The sequence below is a fragment of the Streptomyces sp. RFCAC02 genome (genome assembly GCF_004193175.1).
Lineage (GTDB): Bacteria > Actinomycetota > Actinomycetes > Streptomycetales > Streptomycetaceae > Streptomyces.
Window position 1 is genome coordinate 12,101 of sequence record NZ_SAUH01000001.1, and the last position, 15,524, is coordinate 27,624.

The 15,524-nt window shown below is 74.9% G+C and carries 11 protein-coding genes and 2 pseudogenes; 3 read left to right on the forward strand and 10 right to left on the reverse strand.

What is annotated here, in order from left to right:
* Positions 1 to 157: 157 nt before the first annotated feature.
* Positions 158 to 2,533 carry an ABC transporter permease gene (locus EMA09_RS00060; protein ID WP_129837633.1) on the reverse strand — a complete coding sequence of 792 codons (2,376 nt, stop codon included), beginning with the start codon at positions 2,531 to 2,533 and terminating at the stop codon, positions 158 to 160.
* On the reverse strand, positions 2,530 to 3,291 hold the full coding sequence (locus EMA09_RS00065) for an ABC transporter ATP-binding protein (protein WP_129837634.1): 762 nt from the start codon (positions 3,289 to 3,291) through the stop codon (positions 2,530 to 2,532). Before EMA09_RS00065 ends, EMA09_RS00060 begins: the two co-directional genes overlap by 4 nt.
* A gap of 111 nt (positions 3,292 to 3,402) precedes the next feature.
* On the opposite strand from EMA09_RS00065, the pseudogene EMA09_RS00070 reads away from it, so the two are divergent.
* A pseudogene (locus EMA09_RS00070) lies at positions 3,403 to 4,571 on the forward strand (histidine kinase).
* Positions 4,547 to 5,206 carry a response regulator transcription factor gene (locus tag EMA09_RS00075; RefSeq protein WP_240796144.1) on the forward strand — a complete coding sequence of 220 codons (660 nt, stop codon included), beginning with the start codon at positions 4,547 to 4,549 and terminating at the stop codon, positions 5,204 to 5,206. Before EMA09_RS00070 ends, EMA09_RS00075 begins: the two are co-directional and overlap by 25 nt.
* Positions 5,207 to 5,246: 40 nt before the next feature.
* On the opposite strand, the gene EMA09_RS00080 is transcribed toward EMA09_RS00075, so the two are convergent.
* The 6 genes and pseudogenes from EMA09_RS00080 to EMA09_RS00105 form a co-directional block, all read right to left on the reverse strand.
* A complete protein-coding gene (locus EMA09_RS00080) occupies positions 5,247 to 6,002 on the reverse strand; it encodes a glycosyltransferase (protein WP_129837639.1) in 756 nt (251 codons plus the stop codon).
* A 141-nt stretch (positions 6,003 to 6,143) separates the two neighbouring features.
* Entirely contained in the window at positions 6,144 to 6,938 is a 795-nt protein-coding gene (locus EMA09_RS00085; protein WP_129837641.1) for an ABC transporter ATP-binding protein, read from the reverse strand.
* Positions 6,935 to 7,912, reverse strand: a complete 978-nt coding sequence (locus EMA09_RS00090; RefSeq protein ID WP_129843739.1) for an iron chelate uptake ABC transporter family permease subunit — start codon at positions 7,910 to 7,912, stop codon at positions 6,935 to 6,937. Before EMA09_RS00090 ends, EMA09_RS00085 begins: the two co-directional genes overlap by 4 nt.
* A 62-nt stretch (positions 7,913 to 7,974) precedes the next feature.
* Positions 7,975 to 8,933: pseudogene (locus EMA09_RS29380) on the reverse strand (iron ABC transporter permease).
* 70 nt (positions 8,934 to 9,003) lie between these two features.
* Positions 9,004 to 9,822 (reverse strand): siderophore-interacting protein, encoded by an 819-nt coding sequence (locus EMA09_RS00100; RefSeq protein ID WP_129837644.1) that lies wholly within the window; start codon positions 9,820 to 9,822, stop codon positions 9,004 to 9,006.
* Positions 9,819 to 10,817, reverse strand: coding sequence for an ABC transporter substrate-binding protein (locus EMA09_RS00105; protein WP_129837647.1), 999 nt, complete (start codon positions 10,815 to 10,817; stop codon positions 9,819 to 9,821). The genes EMA09_RS00100 and EMA09_RS00105 overlap by 4 nt, the downstream gene beginning before the upstream one ends.
* Positions 10,818 to 10,903: 86 nt before the next feature.
* On the opposite strand from EMA09_RS00105, the gene EMA09_RS00110 reads away from it, so the two are divergent.
* Positions 10,904 to 11,743 (forward strand): AraC family transcriptional regulator, encoded by an 840-nt coding sequence (locus EMA09_RS00110; protein ID WP_240796145.1) that lies wholly within the window; start codon positions 10,904 to 10,906, stop codon positions 11,741 to 11,743.
* Positions 11,744 to 11,884: 141 nt separating this feature from the next.
* Here EMA09_RS00110 and EMA09_RS00115 read toward each other — a convergent pair whose 3' ends face one another.
* Both EMA09_RS00115 and EMA09_RS00120 read right to left on the reverse strand, forming a co-directional pair.
* On the reverse strand, positions 11,885 to 12,313 hold the full coding sequence (locus tag EMA09_RS00115) for a peptidoglycan-binding domain-containing protein (RefSeq protein WP_129837649.1): 429 nt from the start codon (positions 12,311 to 12,313) through the stop codon (positions 11,885 to 11,887).
* A 113-nt stretch (positions 12,314 to 12,426) separates the two neighbouring features.
* Positions 12,427 to 15,429: a BTAD domain-containing putative transcriptional regulator gene (locus EMA09_RS00120; protein ID WP_168220603.1), complete on the reverse strand. Its 3,003-nt coding sequence runs from the start codon at positions 15,427 to 15,429 to the stop codon at positions 12,427 to 12,429.
* Positions 15,430 to 15,524 lie beyond the last annotated feature (95 nt).

The window sequence follows — 15,524 nt, forward strand, 5'->3', positions numbered from 1 at the left end:
CTAGCACGCCGGTCGTTCCGTCCGCACCCCCGGGGGTCCTGCCGTAGGCCGGTGCGTCGCGTGGCACCGAACCGGGTGGGTGGTCCCGTCGCCGACGAGCCGGTGTCCTGGTCTCGTCGGCGACGGGAGGTCGGCGGCCGTGCGGTCGGCCTGTGTGTCAGGTGGTGCGTCGCAGGATCGTGCGGGCGGGGAGGACGCTCGCGGTCAGGCCGGCGAGGAGGCAGGCGGCGACCGCGCCCGTGGCCCAGGGCCACTCCACCGCCAGTTCCACCGGTAGGCCGAGGCTGTCGCGCAGGCCGTGCACCATGCCGAGCAGGGCCGGTGCGGCCACGGCCAGGCCCAGAGCCGTTCCGAGAGCGACCACGCAGGCTGTTTCCCCGGCGATGGCGGTCAGCACCTGTCGGGTTGTCGCGCCGGTCAGGCGCAGGGTCCGGAAGTCACGTGCCCGGTCGGTCGTCGCCGCGAGGAGCGTCGAGGCGACAGCGATCGCCGTGTAGCCCGCGGACATGGTGACGAGGATCAGGGTGAAAATGCGGACCAGGCGGTCGTCCTCGGCGTCGTCCGACCGGGCGTACTCGGACACCGTCATCTCGCGTGCGCCGAGTTCGGCGGGGAGGTCGGCGGGGGTGTCGCCGGTGCGGTAGGCGACGTCGGCCAGGGCGGAAGGGTCGTGGGCGCGCACCAGATCGCGCGGGAGGAAGAGCTGGTACGGCATGGAGTCGTCCACCACGGCGGTCACGCGCAGCCGTTCCGTACGGCCGTCCTCGAAGGTCAGCGTGGCGGCCTCGCCTTCCGGCCAGCCGTGCGCGGCGGCGACGGCGGACGTGACGACCGCCGTCCCGGGGCCGGGCGCGGCCAGGCCGTACAGCTCGTCGAAACCGGATGACACGCCTCCCGCCGACAGCGCTGCTTTGCCGTCGCCGCCGTAGACGGTGGTGGACAGCAGTGCCGTCGCGGCGGCCTCGCCGGTGGCGGCGTCCGAAAGACCGGGCGTGCCGTCCGGGACGATCGCCGTTTCGGCGGTCACGCTCGCGGCGCGCTCGGCGGTGGCGGCGCCGGCGGTGGTGGCCACGGCGCTGGTGATCAGCACGGTGAACGCGACGGTGGCGAGTACCGGTGCGACGGTCGCCGAGGTGCGGCGGGTGGCGGCGATCATGTTCTCGCGGACGAGTACGCCGGTCGCCCCGGGGTGTCGCGCAAGTGGCCGGGTCAGCGTGCCGATCACCGGCTTGATCAGGGCCGGGACGAGGAGGGTGAGGCCGACGGCCATGCCCATGGCGGTGCCGAGGGCGAGGAGCACCATGGCGTCGGGGCCGGCGAGGGCCGTGCCGACGGCGCAGGTCAGGCCGGTGGCGGTGGCCGCCGACCCGGTGATCCACCGGCGGCGTGTCATGACGCGTCCGTCGGCGGTCGCCTCGCGCATGGCCTCCAGCGGGGGGACGCGTGCGGCGCGCCGCGACGCCGACCGTGCGCCGGCGAGTGCGATCAGCGGGCCGAGCGCGAAGGCGGCGAGCGGTATCCAGGGCCGGACGCGGAGTTCGAAGCCCGCCGGCTGGAAGCCAGCCTCGATCATGACCCCCGTCATGGCGGGCGCCAGGAGGGTGCCGAGCAGCGCGCCCGTGGCCGCGCCGATGACGCCGATGGTCAGTGCTTCGCCGGACAGCATCCGGCGAAGCTGCCGCGGTGTGGCGCCGATCGTGCGCAGCAGCGCCAGTTCGCGGCGCCGCTGGGCGACGGTGAAGGCGAAGGTCGAGGCCACGATGAAGACGGTGAGGAAGGCGGACAGCGCGGCCATGGCGGTGAGGACCTGGCTGCCGATCCACCGGGTCATCCCGTCCTGCTTCGGTGCGAGGGCGTCGCGGGCGTCGCCGGTGAGGACCTGGCCGTCGCCGCCCGCGACCGCCTCGGCGGCGGCGGCGATCGCGGCCGTGTCGGCGCCGGGCTCGGGGACGAGTCCGATGACCCGTACGCCGCCCGCGAGCCGCTCGGCCAGTGCGTCGGTGACGTAGTAGCCCGGCCCGTCCAGGGTCCCGGAGACGGTGAACGGTTCGGCTCCGCGGGCGGTGAGGAGGGTGACGGGGTCTCCCGGCGCGAGGCCGAGCGCCCGGTCCACGGCGACGTCGCCGTCGGCCGCGGGCGGTGCGCCGGCGGTCAGCCCGTAGGTGGCGAGCGCGGCGCTCGACCAGCCGTGTCCCTGGCGTTCCCCCTCGGTCTGCTCCGTTCCCACGGCCTGCGCGTAGAACGACCGGTCCGCCACGGCGGTGGCGACGCCTGGCAGGTCCGCGAGGTCCCGGCGCAGTTCCTCGGCCCGGTCCGGGGGCCATGGCGGGTCCTCCGCGAACTGCCCGCCGACCTGCTCCCCGGTGGGACTGCGGACCAGGACCGGTGCCCCCGCGAGCCGGTCAGGGACGCCGGTGCCCTCCGACAGGAGGATGAGCGAGCTGATCGTCAGCACGGTCACGCCGAGTGCCACGGCGATGAAGGACCCGAGGAAGGAGGCCCAGCGCTGTCGTACGGTCGCCGTGCCGATCATGCGCGCACCTCCAGCGCGGCCATGCGTCCCGCGATCGCCTCCGGGCCGCCGGTGCCCGGCAGTTCGTCGGCGATCCGTCCGTCGGCGAGGAGCACCACCCGGTCCGCGCAGGACGCGGCGACCGGGTCGTGCGTCACCATCACCACGGTCTGGCCGTGGTCGTCCGCGAGTGCCCGCAGGAGCCGCAGGACGGTGCGGGAGGCGCGGGTGTCCAGGGCTCCGGTCGGTTCGTCCGCGAAGAGGACGGCGGGCCGGGCGATCATCGCGCGGGCGATCGCGACCCGCTGCTGCTGGCCGCCGGACAGTTCGCCCGGCCGGTGGCCCGCGCGGTCGGCGAGGCCGACCTCGGCCAGTGCCGCCGCGACCTCGCCGGCCGCCGGGCGGCGGCGGGCGAGCCGCAGGGGCAGTTCGACGTTCTGCGCGGCGGTCAGCGCCGGCACGAGGTTGAAGGCCTGGAAGACGAAACCGACGCGCTCGCGGCGCAGCAGGGTCAGCTCGTCCTCGTCGAGCCCGCCCAGCTGGGTGCCGCCGATCAGCACGTCGCCGGCCGTGGGCCGGTCGATGCCGGCGGCGCACTGCAGCAGCGTCGACTTGCCGGAACCGGAGGGGCCCATGACGGCGGTCACGGTTCCGGCGGCGAAGCCGATGGACACGTCGTCCACGGCGGTGACGGTCTGCTCGCCGGCGGCGTAGCGCTTCGTCACCGAGCGCAGCTCGGCCGCGGGTGCCGCCGTGGGGGTCGTCGGGGTTGTGGTCATGTGCTCAAGACAACGGCAGTGGGGCCTCCGGCACATGGGCGCCAGTGCGAGAACCGATACTCCACCTGGCACTACTGCGGTCGCACGGGTCACGCGGTTACCGTCGGCGGCGTGGAATCCCTCACCGTCCTGGAGGCCCTCGCGCGCAGTCCGCTGGGCTATCTCGGCACCGCGTGGCCCTCGCGCGCGGCGCTGTACCTGCTGTCCGGTGCTCTGTTCGCGGCGGCCGTCGCCCTGGGTGCCGTCGGGGTGTTCGCGGCCGTCCCGGGGGACGTGGCCGGGGCGGTGTGCGCGCTGGTGCCCGTCGCCGTCGGCATCGGTCTCTCGGGCGCCTTCGAACGGCGGCGTCTCGCCCTGGTGGACCGCGACCGGGCCGTGTCCCCGCACGCACGACGGGCGATCGGCTACGGAACCGTGTCCGTGCTGGCCGTCGCCTGGGTGGATTTCGCCGTCCTCCTGGTCGCCCTCGGCATCCCCGGCGGGCTCGTCCTGGCGCCGCTCCAGCCCACCGCGGCCACATGGCAGGCCGTCACAGGCCCGGTCGCGGGGGTCCTGCTGCTGCCGGTCGCCGCCTACCCCATCGGCGCCTGGGCGGGTGCCCGCGGCACCATCGCCCGGGCGGTCCTGGACCCCGGGGGCGGGGAGCTGCGGGAGGTCACCCGCTCACGTGCCCGCCTCGTCGGCGCGTTCGACGCGGAACGGCGGCGCATCGAACGCGACCTGCACGACGGCGCCCAGCAGCGCCTCGTGGCGCTCCACATGAGACTCGGGCTGGCCGTGCTCGATCTGCCGGCCGGGAGCGCCGCGGCGAAGGAGGTCGGGGACGCGCACGCCCTCGCCGGCGAAGCCCTGGTCGAGTTGCGCGAACTGATCCGCGGCGTGCATCCCGCATCCTCACGGAACGCGGACTGCCCGCGGCCGTGCGGGACATCGCGGGGCGCTCCGCGGTCCCGGCCGACCTGGACATCGAGGTCCCGGGCCGGCTGCCGCCCGCCGTCGAGGAGACGGCCTACTTCGTGACGGCGGAGGCCCTCACCAACGTCGCCCGGCACAGCGGCGCCGACCGCTGCCGCGTCACCGCCCGCCTCCACGGCGGCCTGCTGCGGCTGGAGGTGGCGGACGACGGCCACGGTGGCGCCGATCCCGCCCGGGGCAGCGGACTCACCGGCCTGGCCGACAGGATCGCGGCAGCCGGCGGCAGAATGTACCTCTCCAGCCCGCCCGGCGGGCACACCCTCCTGAGAGCCGACCTCCCGTGCAGCAATCCGTCCGTATCGTGATCGCCGAGGACTCGGTCCTCCTGCGCGAGGGGCTCGTCCACCTCCTGGAACGCTTCGGCCATCGCGTCCTGGCGGCCGTGGGTGACGGGCCGTCCCTGCTGGCCGCCGCCAGGGAGCACCGGCCCGACCTGCTCGTCGCCGATGTCCGCATGCCGCCGGGGCACACCGACGAGGGTCTGCGCGCGGCCCGCAGGCTCCGTGCCGAACAGCCCGGGCTCGCGGTCCTCCTGCTCAGCCAGTACGTCGAGCAGACGTTCGCCGACGAACTCCTCCAGGACCGGCGCGCCACCGCGGGCACCGGTTACCTGCTCAAGGAACGCGTCGGGAACGTCGGGGAGTTCGCGGACGCCGTCGTCCAGGTCGCCGCCGGCGCGACCGTCATCGACCCGGACGTCGTGCGCCAGCTCCTGGCGCGCCGGCGGGATCCCCTGCAGCGCCTCACTCCCCGGGAACGCGAAGTGCTCGCGGCCATGGCGGAGGGTCGGTCCAACGCGGCGATCGCCCGCCGCCTGACCGTCACCGAGGCCGCCATCGCCAAGCACATCGCGAGCATCCTCCTGAAGCTCGACCTGCATCCGGCGGAACGGGACGACCACCGGCGCGTCCTCGCGGTGCTCGCGTATCTCCGTGCCTGAACCCGCGCCGGGGCCGCCGTGGCCGGGGGCTCGGCCGTTCTCAGAGCCGGGGCGGCGTCCAGCGCCATCCGCTCGCGCGGAGCGCGTCGGCCCGCTGGAGGACCGAGGCGTGCCGGGCGCGGGTCTCGGCCGGGTCGGTGAACCCGGGGTGCGTGGTCGACTGGACGCCGTGCTTGCGGTAGATCGCGCCGGGCCGTTCCTGCATCCAGCCGGGCGTCACCGCCTCCGCCGCCAGCAGCAGCCCGACGTCCTCCGTCGCGGGCAGGGCCGGCCACCCGCCGAGGAGCCGTACGAGCGCGGTGTACGTGGTCATGGCGGTGCCGACGACGGGCAGTTCGTTCTTCCGCAGTCCGTCGGCGAGGCAGCCGCCGGGCAGCGGGCCGGGTGCGGGGTCCCGGGGGCCGGGACGGAGGGTGCCGTCCGGCAGCAGGTCGAGCACGGGCGACACGCACCACCCCATGTCCGGACGGCGTGTCAGCGTCTCGATGTCCCGGGCCAGTGCGTGGGGGTCGGGGAAGAGGTCGTCCGCGTCGAGGGCGCGGACCAGCCGGCCGGTCGCCCGGGCGAGGCCCAGCGTCCGTGCCCGGGCCGCGCCTCCCCGCCGGGCGCCGCCCCTGGTGATCCACGGGACATCGGGGAGCCCCGCGAGGGGGCGGCCGGTGGTGCCGTCCTCCTGCACCACCCATTGCACGGCCCAGCCGGCCGGGAGCCGCTGCGCCTCCACGGACTCCCCCGCCGCCGCCAGGTAGTGGTGGCCGCCGTCGTACACCGGTGTGATGACGCTGATCTCGGGCATCGGCACGTTCCCTCGGGCCGGGGGCGTTCGGTTCGGCCGGCGGCGGAACGGGAAGCCGCACCCCGCCGTGCCCGTCGCGCGGCCCGGGCCGTCACCGGGCGACGGAAGTGACTCTAGGTCAGGCTCAGGGGTGCGCCGCGGTCAGGGGGTCGGCACGACCATCGGGGCGCCCGTCACCGGGTCGGGGATGACGACGGCGGGCAGCTCGAACACCTCCTTGACCAGGTCCGCGTCGATGATGTCGGCCGGGGCGCCCTCGGCGACGACCCGGCCCTCGCGCATCGCCACGAGGTGATCGGCGTAGCGGCACGCCTGGTTGAGGTCGTGGAGGACGGCGATGACCGTGCGTCCCGCGTCCCGCAGCCGCGCGAGGAGGGTGAGGAGCTGGTACTGGTGGGCGAGGTCGAGGAAAGTGGTGGGCTCGTCGAGCAGCAGATAGGGCGTCTCCTGGGCGAGCACCATGGCGATCCACACGCGCTGGCGCTGCCCGCCCGACAGGCTCGCCAGGTCCCGTTCGGCGAGATCGCCCACCCCGGCCGCGGCCATCGCCTCGGCCACGGCCCGCTCGTCCTCGGGCGACCAGGTCGCGATCAGCGACTGGTGCGGGTAGCGGCCGCGGGCCACGAGCTGGCGGACACGGGTGTTCTCGGGCGCCGCGAGGGTCTGGGGCAGGAAGCCGATCTGGCGGGCGACGGCCTTGGGCTGCCACGCGCCCACGTCACGCCCGTCGAAGGACACCTCGCCCGCCGTCGGCCGCAGGAGGCGCACGAACGCCCGCAGCAGCGTCGACTTGCCGCAGGCGTTGGCGCCGATGATGGCGGTGAACGCCCCGTCCGGTATGTCGAGGCTCAGGCCGGTGGAGACGGTCCGCTCCCCGTAGGCGAGGGTGATCTGCCGGGCGGACAGGCGAGCGGGGGTGCGTTCGGGCGCGGTCACGAGCGGGTGACCTCCTTGTGCAGCAGCCAGAGCAGGTAGCAGCCGCCGAGGGCGGTGGTGACCACGCCGACCGGCAGGATCACGGGGGCGAGCAGGACTTGGGCGATGAGATCGGCCGCCAGCAGCAGGACGGCGCCGGTCATCGCCGCGGGCAGCAGCGTCACGCCGGACGCGCCGGTGAGGCGGCGGCCGATCTGGGGTGCGGCGAGCGCGATGAAGACGACGGGGCCCGCGACGGCGGTCACGGCGGCGGTGCAGCCGACGCCCGCCAGCACGCTGAGCAGCCGCAGGGTCCGCAGGCGCACGCCGGTGGTGACGGCCAGTTCGTCGCCGAGGGCCGCCTGGCGGGTGGCGTGGGAGAGGACGGCCAGGAGCAGGGCCAGTACGCCGATGGCGGCGAACGGCACCTGGACGTCCTGCCAGTCGAGGCCGTTCAGGGAACCGGCGTTCCAGCCGGTGGCCGCGATGGCGACGTCGAGCTCGGCGCGGAGCACGATCCAGGAGTTGAGGGCGGTGAGGACGGCGTTGACGCCGATGCCGGTGACGACGAGCCGCAGGCCGTTGAACCCCGTCTCCAGGGAGAGCACGTACACGACCGCCGCGGTGAGGAGGCCGCCGGCGGCGGAGAGGCCGGTGAGCTGGGCGGGGGTGCCGGCCAGGACGGTGAGCGCGACGAGGGCGCCGGTGTAGGAGCCGGCGTCCAGGCCGATGACGTCGGGGCTGCCGAGCGGATTGCGGGTGAGGTTCTGGAAGACCGCGCCAGCGAGGCCGAGCGCGGCGCCGAAGACGAGCGCGGCGGTGACGCGGGGAAGACGCCATTCGCGGACGACGAGGACGGAGTCGCCCCGGCCCGCGAGCGCTTGCAGCACGTCCGCCGGGCTGTCCCAGGAGTCGCCCCTGCACAGGGCGGTCAGGGCCAGGGCCGCGGCCAGGACGAGGAGGACGAGGGCGGCGACGACGGTGCGGCGTTCGATCTGGGCGGAACAGCGGCCGACGCGCAGCACGAGCGGGCCGGTGGAGCGGAGGGGAGCGGTGGTCACAGTGCGAGTACCCCGTGTCGGCGGACGGCCCAGATGAGCACGGGGCCGCCGAGGAATGCGGTGACGACGGCCACCGGCACCTCGCCGGTGGGCAGCAGGACGCGCGCGGCGATGTCCGCCGTCAGGAGGAGGAGCGGGCCGAGGACCACGGTGTGGGCCATGAGCCGGCGCAGTGAGCCCCCTGCGGCCCGGCGCGCGAGGTGGGGCACCATCAGGCCGAGGAAGGCGATGGGGCCCGCCACGGCGGTGGCGGTCCCGGCGAGCACGGTGACGAGGACGAGGACCGCTGTCCTCGTGCGGGCGACGCGTGCGCCGAGGGCGTGGGCGACGGTCTCGCCGAGCGCGAGGGCGTTCAGCGGGCCGGTGAGCAGGAGCGCGCCGGCCAGGGCGAGCGCGATGACCACGAGGGGCAGGGTGAGGTCCATCTGCTCGCGCCCCGCGAGGGAGCCGACCGACCAGAAGCGGTACCGGTCCAGGACGTCGGGGTACATCAGGCGCAGGCCGAGGGACAGGCCCCGAGGACGAAGCTGAGCGCGGTGCCGGCGAGCAGCAGGCGCAGGGGCGAGGTGCGCCCGACGGCGTAGACGAGGAGCGCGGCGAGCAGGGACCCGGCGAGCGCGAGCACGAGCTGGGTGGCCTGGTGGCCGGCGATGCCGAGCGCGGCGCCGAGGGTGATGGCGAAACCGGCGCCGAACGTCACGCCGAGGACGCCGGGCTCGGCGAGCGGGTTGCGCGTCAGGGTCTGGATCAGTGTCCCGGCGCAGCCCAGTGCCGCCCCGACACCGACCGCGAGGACGGTGCGGGGCACGCGGACCTCGCGGACGATGAGCCGGGCGTCGCTGTCGGCGCCGCCGGTGAGGGCGCGCCAGACCTCGCCGGGCGGGACGGATCCCGCGCCGACGCAGAGGCTGACGCCGACGGCGGCCAGGAGGGCGGCCGTTGCGGCGGCGAGCAGGACGAGGCCAGAGCCGCCGCCGGCCGCGGCGGGGGCGGTGCGGGACCCGGACGCGGGTGCGGCCGGGGTGTCAGTCATCAAGTCCGGCGACTCCGCGCTTCCAGTAGCCGGTGAACGAGGCGTCGGTCCGGTCCTTGTGCCAGGCGCGCAGCGGCTTGATGTCGTCGGCCTCGCCTGCGGCGAAGAGGAGGACGCGTCCGGCGGGCAGCGGCAGTGCGGTGACGGTGTCGGCGAGGGCCGAGGGGCGGCCGTCGCGGATCAGGCGGTGGACGGTGACGCCGGCGCGCTCCGGCAGCGGGTAGTCGTGCTCGACGGCCTCGTCGGTCTCGACCACGAGGTCGGCGCTGATGTCGTCGCCGGCCTCTTCGAGCCAGCGGGCGGCGGCCGGCAGCCCGGTCGCGTCGACGGCCAGGATGTAGTGGTCGTAGGTGAGGGGGAACACCTTGGCGCCGGGCGGTCCGGCGACGATGACGTCCTCGCCGATGGCCGCCCGCCGTGCCCACTCGGATGCGACGCCGCCGTCGTGGAGGACGAAGTCCAGGTCCAGTTCGCGGGTGTCCGGGTCCCAGCGGCGCACGGTGTACTGGCGGGTGATGGGGAACGGGCGCGGCCAGTCGAGCATCTGGCGGTCGTTCGGCACGGGGACGCGCAGTGTGCCGTCCGGGTCCGGGAAGACGATGCGGATGTGGTCGTCCGCCTGGTAGCTGTGGAAGCCGTCGAGTCCCGGACCGCCGAGGGTCAGGCGGAGCATGCAGGGCGTGATCTCGGTGCGGTTCAGCAGGGTGAGGGTGCGGATGCCGATGGGGTAGGGGATGCGGACGACGCCGGAGCCCGAGCGCAGGTGGTCGGCGACGCGGCCCCGCGGGTCGCTGCGGTCGGTGACGGTCACTGGTCCTCCAGCAGCGGTGTGAGGGCCTCGTCGATGGCGTCGAGCGTGCGCAGGGCGGAGGCGTAGGTGGCCGCCTCGGTGTAGCGCAGGGGGATGGCGCGGCCGGCCTGGACGGCGGGGAGGTTCTGCCACAGTTCGGATTCGAGGACGTAGTTCACGGCCTCGTTGGGGGTGCCGTCGGGGCCGACGCTGTAGGTGATGACGTCCGCGTCGCCGAGGCTCTCGGGCAGTTCCTCGATGGAGGGGTACTCGGAGACGGCCGCGCTGCCCTCGCCGGGTTCCGCGGGCTCGCCGGGGTAGGAGACGCCGATGTCGCCGGCGATGTTGGTGCCCCAGGCGTCCGCGTACTCGCGCATGAACGTTCCGGCGGCGGCGTCGCCGTAGGAGCCGACGTGGCCGAAGTCGAGGCCGGCCAGGGTGTCGGCGTACTTCTCGGTCAGTTCGGCGGCGCGCTGCTCGTAGGCGTCGCGGGCCTCCTCGAAGTGCTCAAGACGGCCGGCGGCGTCGGCCTGGCGTTCGGACAGTTCGCGCCAGGCGGAGGGGATGGTGGGTCCGATGGCGACGACGGGGGCGATGGACTCCAGGCGTTCCATGTCGATGTCGCCGAGGACGGGGGCGGGGACGCCGATGACGATCAGGTCGGGGTCCTGGGCGGCGATGGCCTCGTAGTTGGTCTCCGAGGCGTTCTCGCCGGCGATCCTGGGCAGCTCGTCGTAGGTGGCGCGGTCCTCGTCGGTCATGAGCGGCCGGCCGCGTTCCCAGGAGGAGATGCCGACGAGTGCCGCGTCGGCCTCGATGAGGGCGGGGACCGCGTAGCCGGTGGCGATGACCCGCTGCGGGTCGGCCGGGATGGTGATGTCGCCGTTGTCGGCCGCGAAGACGCGGGTGGCGTCGGTGTTCCGGCCGTCGTCGTCACCGCTGTCGGAGGAGCAGCCGGCGAGGAGGGCGAGCGGGAGGAGGAGAGCGGCGAGGGCTCTCGGCTTGGGTGGGCGCATCGTGGGTTCCTTGGATTTCATGCGACGAGCAGTGGCTTAGGTTAGCCTCACCTCAGTTCGAGGAAGTATCGCGGAGAGGTCACACCGTGTCGCTCACAGGACATCCGCGCACGAACCCGGTGCGCTGCGAGGAATTCGGGTACGGTCTGGGCCGCCCGGACGGCATCTTCGTGCTGCGCTACCGCGCGGCCGACATGCTGGAGTTCGACGACCGGCGGCAGGACTTCCTGCACCAGCTCTACTTCTCCCCCGCCGGCATCCTGACCCTGCTGCACGGGCCGCGCGTGCGGTTCACGGGCGCCGGCGAGGCGTTCTGGGCGGAGCGCGCCGTGGCACACGAGGTGCGCGCCGGGGACGGCGGAGCCGTCTACCGGGTCTGCCTGCGCCAGGTGCCGCCGGCGCTCACGGGCCTCGGGGCCGGGGTCGTCTCCATCGACCCCGAGGCGGCCCGGCTGCTGACGACGGTGATCGCCCGGACGGGCTGCCCGGAGTCCGAGGCGCTCGCCGCGCGGGAGCGGTTCATGGCCGGGCTCGCGCCCTCGGCCGACGCCTACGTCGCCCACCACGCGACGGGCAGCGGACTCGCGGCCGTCGTCGCGCGCGAGCTGGCCCGCGATCCGGGGGACGCCACCGAGCTGCGCGAGTGGGCCGGCCGGCTGCACGTCAGCGTCAAGACGCTCCAGCGCGATTTCGTGCGGGAGTTCGGCGTCTCCTTCTCGCGCTGGCGCACCGTGCTGCGGATGCGGGCGGCGCGCGCCCTGCTCGGCGACCGGCCGGTGACCCGGGTGGCGCACCTCGTCGGCTACGCCAGCGCCTCCGCGTTCGTCGCCGCCTTCACCCGGGAGTACGGCTACACCCCCGGCCGCCACCACACCCGCGCGGAGCGGGCACGCCGCACGGGTCCGGGTGCGGCCGGGACGCCGTGACGGGCGGGCGGCCCGGCACGGCGGACACGGCCCCCACCCACCACGTCGGGTCCGGACCGCTCACGGCGTGGGCGGCCCGGACGGCTGCGTCGTCCGGACGGGGCACGGAAGCGTCCGGCGCGCACGCCCCGCCCGGGGCACTCACAGGCGCGGATACGCGCAGCCGACTCCGCTCGGCCCGTGGACGACCCAGCGCATCTCCCGACGGGTCTCCGGACCGTACTCGCCGTCGACCGACGCGCCTTCCCTGCGTTGCACCGCCTCGACGGCAGCCTGCGTGTTGGGACCGTAGATGCCGTCGATGCCGTCGTCGTACAGATCGCCGTAGCAGTTGATCAGGACGTCCTGCAGCCTGCGGACGGCCGTCCCCTGCGCACCGTAGCCGAGGACGCAGTTCCGGGAGCCCGTTCCGGTGTAGTAGGGCTGGTTCACCACGTAGTCGCCGCCGCTGTACGTGACGCCCTTGCTGCCGTTGCACGTCGGGTACGCCGCCGCGTGCGCCGGACTGATCGTCAGCACGCCCCCGGCGGCCAGAACCGCAGTCGTGAGCACGGTCACGAAACGCTTCATGTTGCCTCCACGCTTGCTCGGGCCCGGAGCCCCAGTGCCCGGGTCCCGACCGACATCCTGGTCACCGCCCTTTCACCGCGCTTTCTTGACCCGTGGTGCACCGCTCCGATCGGTCACGGAGAGCTGTCCAGCCGTGCTCGTAGCCGAGCGGCGCGGTCCGGCAGGCCGAGTTCCTCGTAGAGGCGGGCCGCCCGCCGGCCGTGCGTACGGGCGGGGGTGTCGTCCCCGAGAACGGCGTGCGTCTCGGCGATGCCGGCGTGGGCGTGGGCCAACTGCACCCGGTGTTCGGCCGCTTCGGCCACCTCGCGGGCCTCGTCGTAGCGGCGCAGCGCGTCGGCCGGGCGGCCGGCGGCCGCGTGGGCGGCCGCGAAACCGTTCAGGGTCTTGGCGATCGACAGGGTGTCGTCGATCTCGCGGACGATCGCCAGCGCCTCGTCGTGGTGGCGGACCGCCCGTTCGTCGTCGCCGAGTGCCCGGTGGATCATGCCGAGGACGCGCAGGGAATCGCCGACGGACGAGCGGTAGCCCGTCTCGCGCGCCAGGGCCAGGCTCCGGCGGGCGTGGCCGAGCGCATCGTCGAGGCGCCCCATGTGCGCCAGCACTTCGGCGAGGACGCACAGCGCGTTGCACTCAAGGGGCTTGCTGGCGTGGTCGCGCGAGAGGGCGACGGCGGTGTCGAGATGGCGCAGCGCCTCGTCGGGGCGGCCGAGACTCAGCAGGTTGCGGGCCAGGTTGGTCGAGGACACGGCGGTCAACTGCCAGTTGCCCGAGCGGGAGTTCAGCTCCAGCACGCGTGCGTAGTGGCGCCCGGCCTCGTGCAGGTCGCCCCGCTTCGAGTGCACGTTGGCGAGGAGCCCGAGCGTGGCGGCGTCGAGGTCCCGCTCCCCCGCCCTCCGGTACGCGGCCAGTGCCCAGGTGAGATGGCCGATCACCTCCCCGTTGCGGCCCATCCGGCTCATCGCGAGGCCCAGGGCACGACGCGCGTGCGCCTCGCCGAGCGGATCACCGAGACGTCGCGCGGCCTCGAGCGCCCTGGTGTGCAGGGCGGCCGCCTCGTCGTGGTGACCGCCGATGTCGAGATACCGCCAGATGGTCTGCGCCAGGCGGTGCACGAACGTGCCGTCGCCGTGCCGCGCGACCTCCAGCAGATTGGCCCGCTCGGTGTCGAGCCAGTGGAAGGCCTGCTCGTAGGCGGGGAACGCGGGCGTCGTGCCGTCGGGGCCGCCCACCTCCGGCCTCGGTACGTAGTCGTCCGGCGCGACGACGTCCATCGCGGCCGACGCGGCGCGCAGGTAATGGTCTGACAGCCGCTCCAGCGCGGCGCCCCGGCCCGCCGCGCTGTCGGTGCCCGCGGCGAGTTCGGCCGCGTACGCCCGCAGCAGGTCATGGGGCTGGTAGCGCCCGCCGGCGGACGCACCGACCAGGTGGGCGCGCAGCAGCGCGTCCAGCGCACGCCCCGCCTCCCGCGGGCCGGTCCCGGCCAGGGCCGCCACCGCGCGGGCGTCCGTGTCGTGCCCCGGGTGCAGGCCGAGGAGTCGGAACACCCGCGCCACCGCCGGGTCGAGCTGCCGGTAGGACCAGGAGAAGACCGCCCGGACGGCGGCCCGGGCGTCGTCGCCCACGTCCAGGACGTCGAGGGCGTCCCGCTGACGCGCCAGTTCGTCCGCCAGCTCGGCGATGCCACGGGCGGGCTGTGACCGGATCAGCTCGGCGGCGATCCGCAGGGCGAGCGGCAGCCGCGCGCAGCGCTCGATGAGCGTGTCCGTCGCCTCCGGTTCGCGTGACACCCGGTCGCCGAGCAGGGCGTGCAGCAGGCCGCGGGCGTCCCGGAGCGGCAGGAGGTCCAGGCCGATGCGCTGCGCGCCCTCCCGCGCGACGAGCCCGGCAAGGGAGTCCCTGCTGGTCACCAGGGCGAAGCACGACGGGCTCCCGGGCAGCAGGGGACGTACCTGCTCCGCCGTCCTGGCGTTGTCCAGCACGATCAGCATGCGGCGCCGGTCGAGCAGCGTGCGGAACCGCGCGGCGCGCTCGTCGAGCCCCGGCGGGACCGCCGCGCCGTCCACGCCCAGGGCGCGCAGGAACTCGGCCAGCGCGTCCTGCGGCGTCACCGGGTGATCGGGGCCGTAACCCCGCAGGTCGACGTACAACTGGCCGTCGGGGAAGCGCTCCCGTACGCGGTGCGCCCACCGCACCGCCAGGGCCGTCTTGCCCACGCCCGCCGTACCGGCCACCGCGGTGATCACCGCGGGCACCTCGGCGGACAGCAGTCCGTCCAGCTCGGCGAGTTCGGCCTCGCGGCCGGTGAAACCCCGTACGTCCATGGGCAATTGGGCGGGCGGAGGTGTCGGTGGCCGCCCGGGGGTGACCGTTCCCGACCCCGCCGTGTCCGCCGCGCCCGCTCCCCGGCCGGTCAGGATGTGCGCTTCCAGGGCGCGCAGCTCCGGGCCGGGTTCGAGCCCCAGCTCCGCGACGAGGACCTTCCGCGCCGTCCGGTAGGCCGCAAGCGCGTCGGACCGGCGGCCCGAGCGGTGGAGCGCGGTCATCAGCAGCGCGTGCAGCCGTTCCCTGAGCGGGTGCGCGCGCACCAGATCGGACAGCTCCCCCACGACCGCCGCCGCCCGGCCGCGCGCCAGCTCGGCTTCGGCGAGCGTCTCGATCGCGGTCATCCGGCACTCGGTGAGCCGGTGCGCCCAGTCGGCCAGATCCGGGACGTCCAGGCCGGAGAAGGGGGTCCCCCGCCACAGCCCCAGCGCGTCGCGCAGCGCGGCGACCGTACGGCCGGGGTCGTGGCCCGCGTCCCGCACCGTCCCGGCGACGAGCGACTCGAAGCGTTCCGCGTCGAGTTCGCCTGGCGCCACCCGGAGCAGGTAGCCCTCCGGGAGGTGCGCGAGGCGGTCGGGCTCGCCGAGGGTGCGGCGCAGCCGGTGCACATGGAGCTGGAGCCGCTGTTCGGTCCGCGGCTCCCGCCCGTCCGGCCACAGGGCGTCGGCGAGCGCGTCGACCGGCACCGGCCGGCCCGCCCGCGCCAGCAGCACGGCGAGCAGGGTGCGTCGCAGCCTGCCCGGGAGCGTCTCGGCAGGCCGCCCGGCCCTGGCGATCTCGATCGGTCCCAGCACCCGGAATTCCATCGTCCCCCCGTCCGGCCCCGGCCGGGCGATTGGCACCATCATCCAGCATGCCGCCGGTGTCCGCAGCCGTCCAGGACAGGGCG

Coding starts and splice junctions, on each gene's coding strand:
- EMA09_RS00060 (WP_129837633.1), bottom strand. CDS start 2,533: ATGATCGGCACGGCGACCGTACGACAGCGCTGGGCCTCCTTCCTCGGG.
- EMA09_RS00065 (WP_129837634.1), bottom strand. CDS start 3,291: ATGACCACAACCCCGACGACCCCCACGGCGGCACCCGCGGCCGAGCTG.
- EMA09_RS00080 (WP_129837639.1), bottom strand. CDS start 6,002: ATGCCCGAGATCAGCGTCATCACACCGGTGTACGACGGCGGCCACCAC.
- EMA09_RS00105 (WP_129837647.1), bottom strand. CDS start 10,817: ATGCGCCCACCCAAGCCGAGAGCCCTCGCCGCTCTCCTCCTCCCGCTC.
- EMA09_RS00115 (WP_129837649.1), bottom strand. CDS start 12,313: ATGAAGCGTTTCGTGACCGTGCTCACGACTGCGGTTCTGGCCGCCGGG.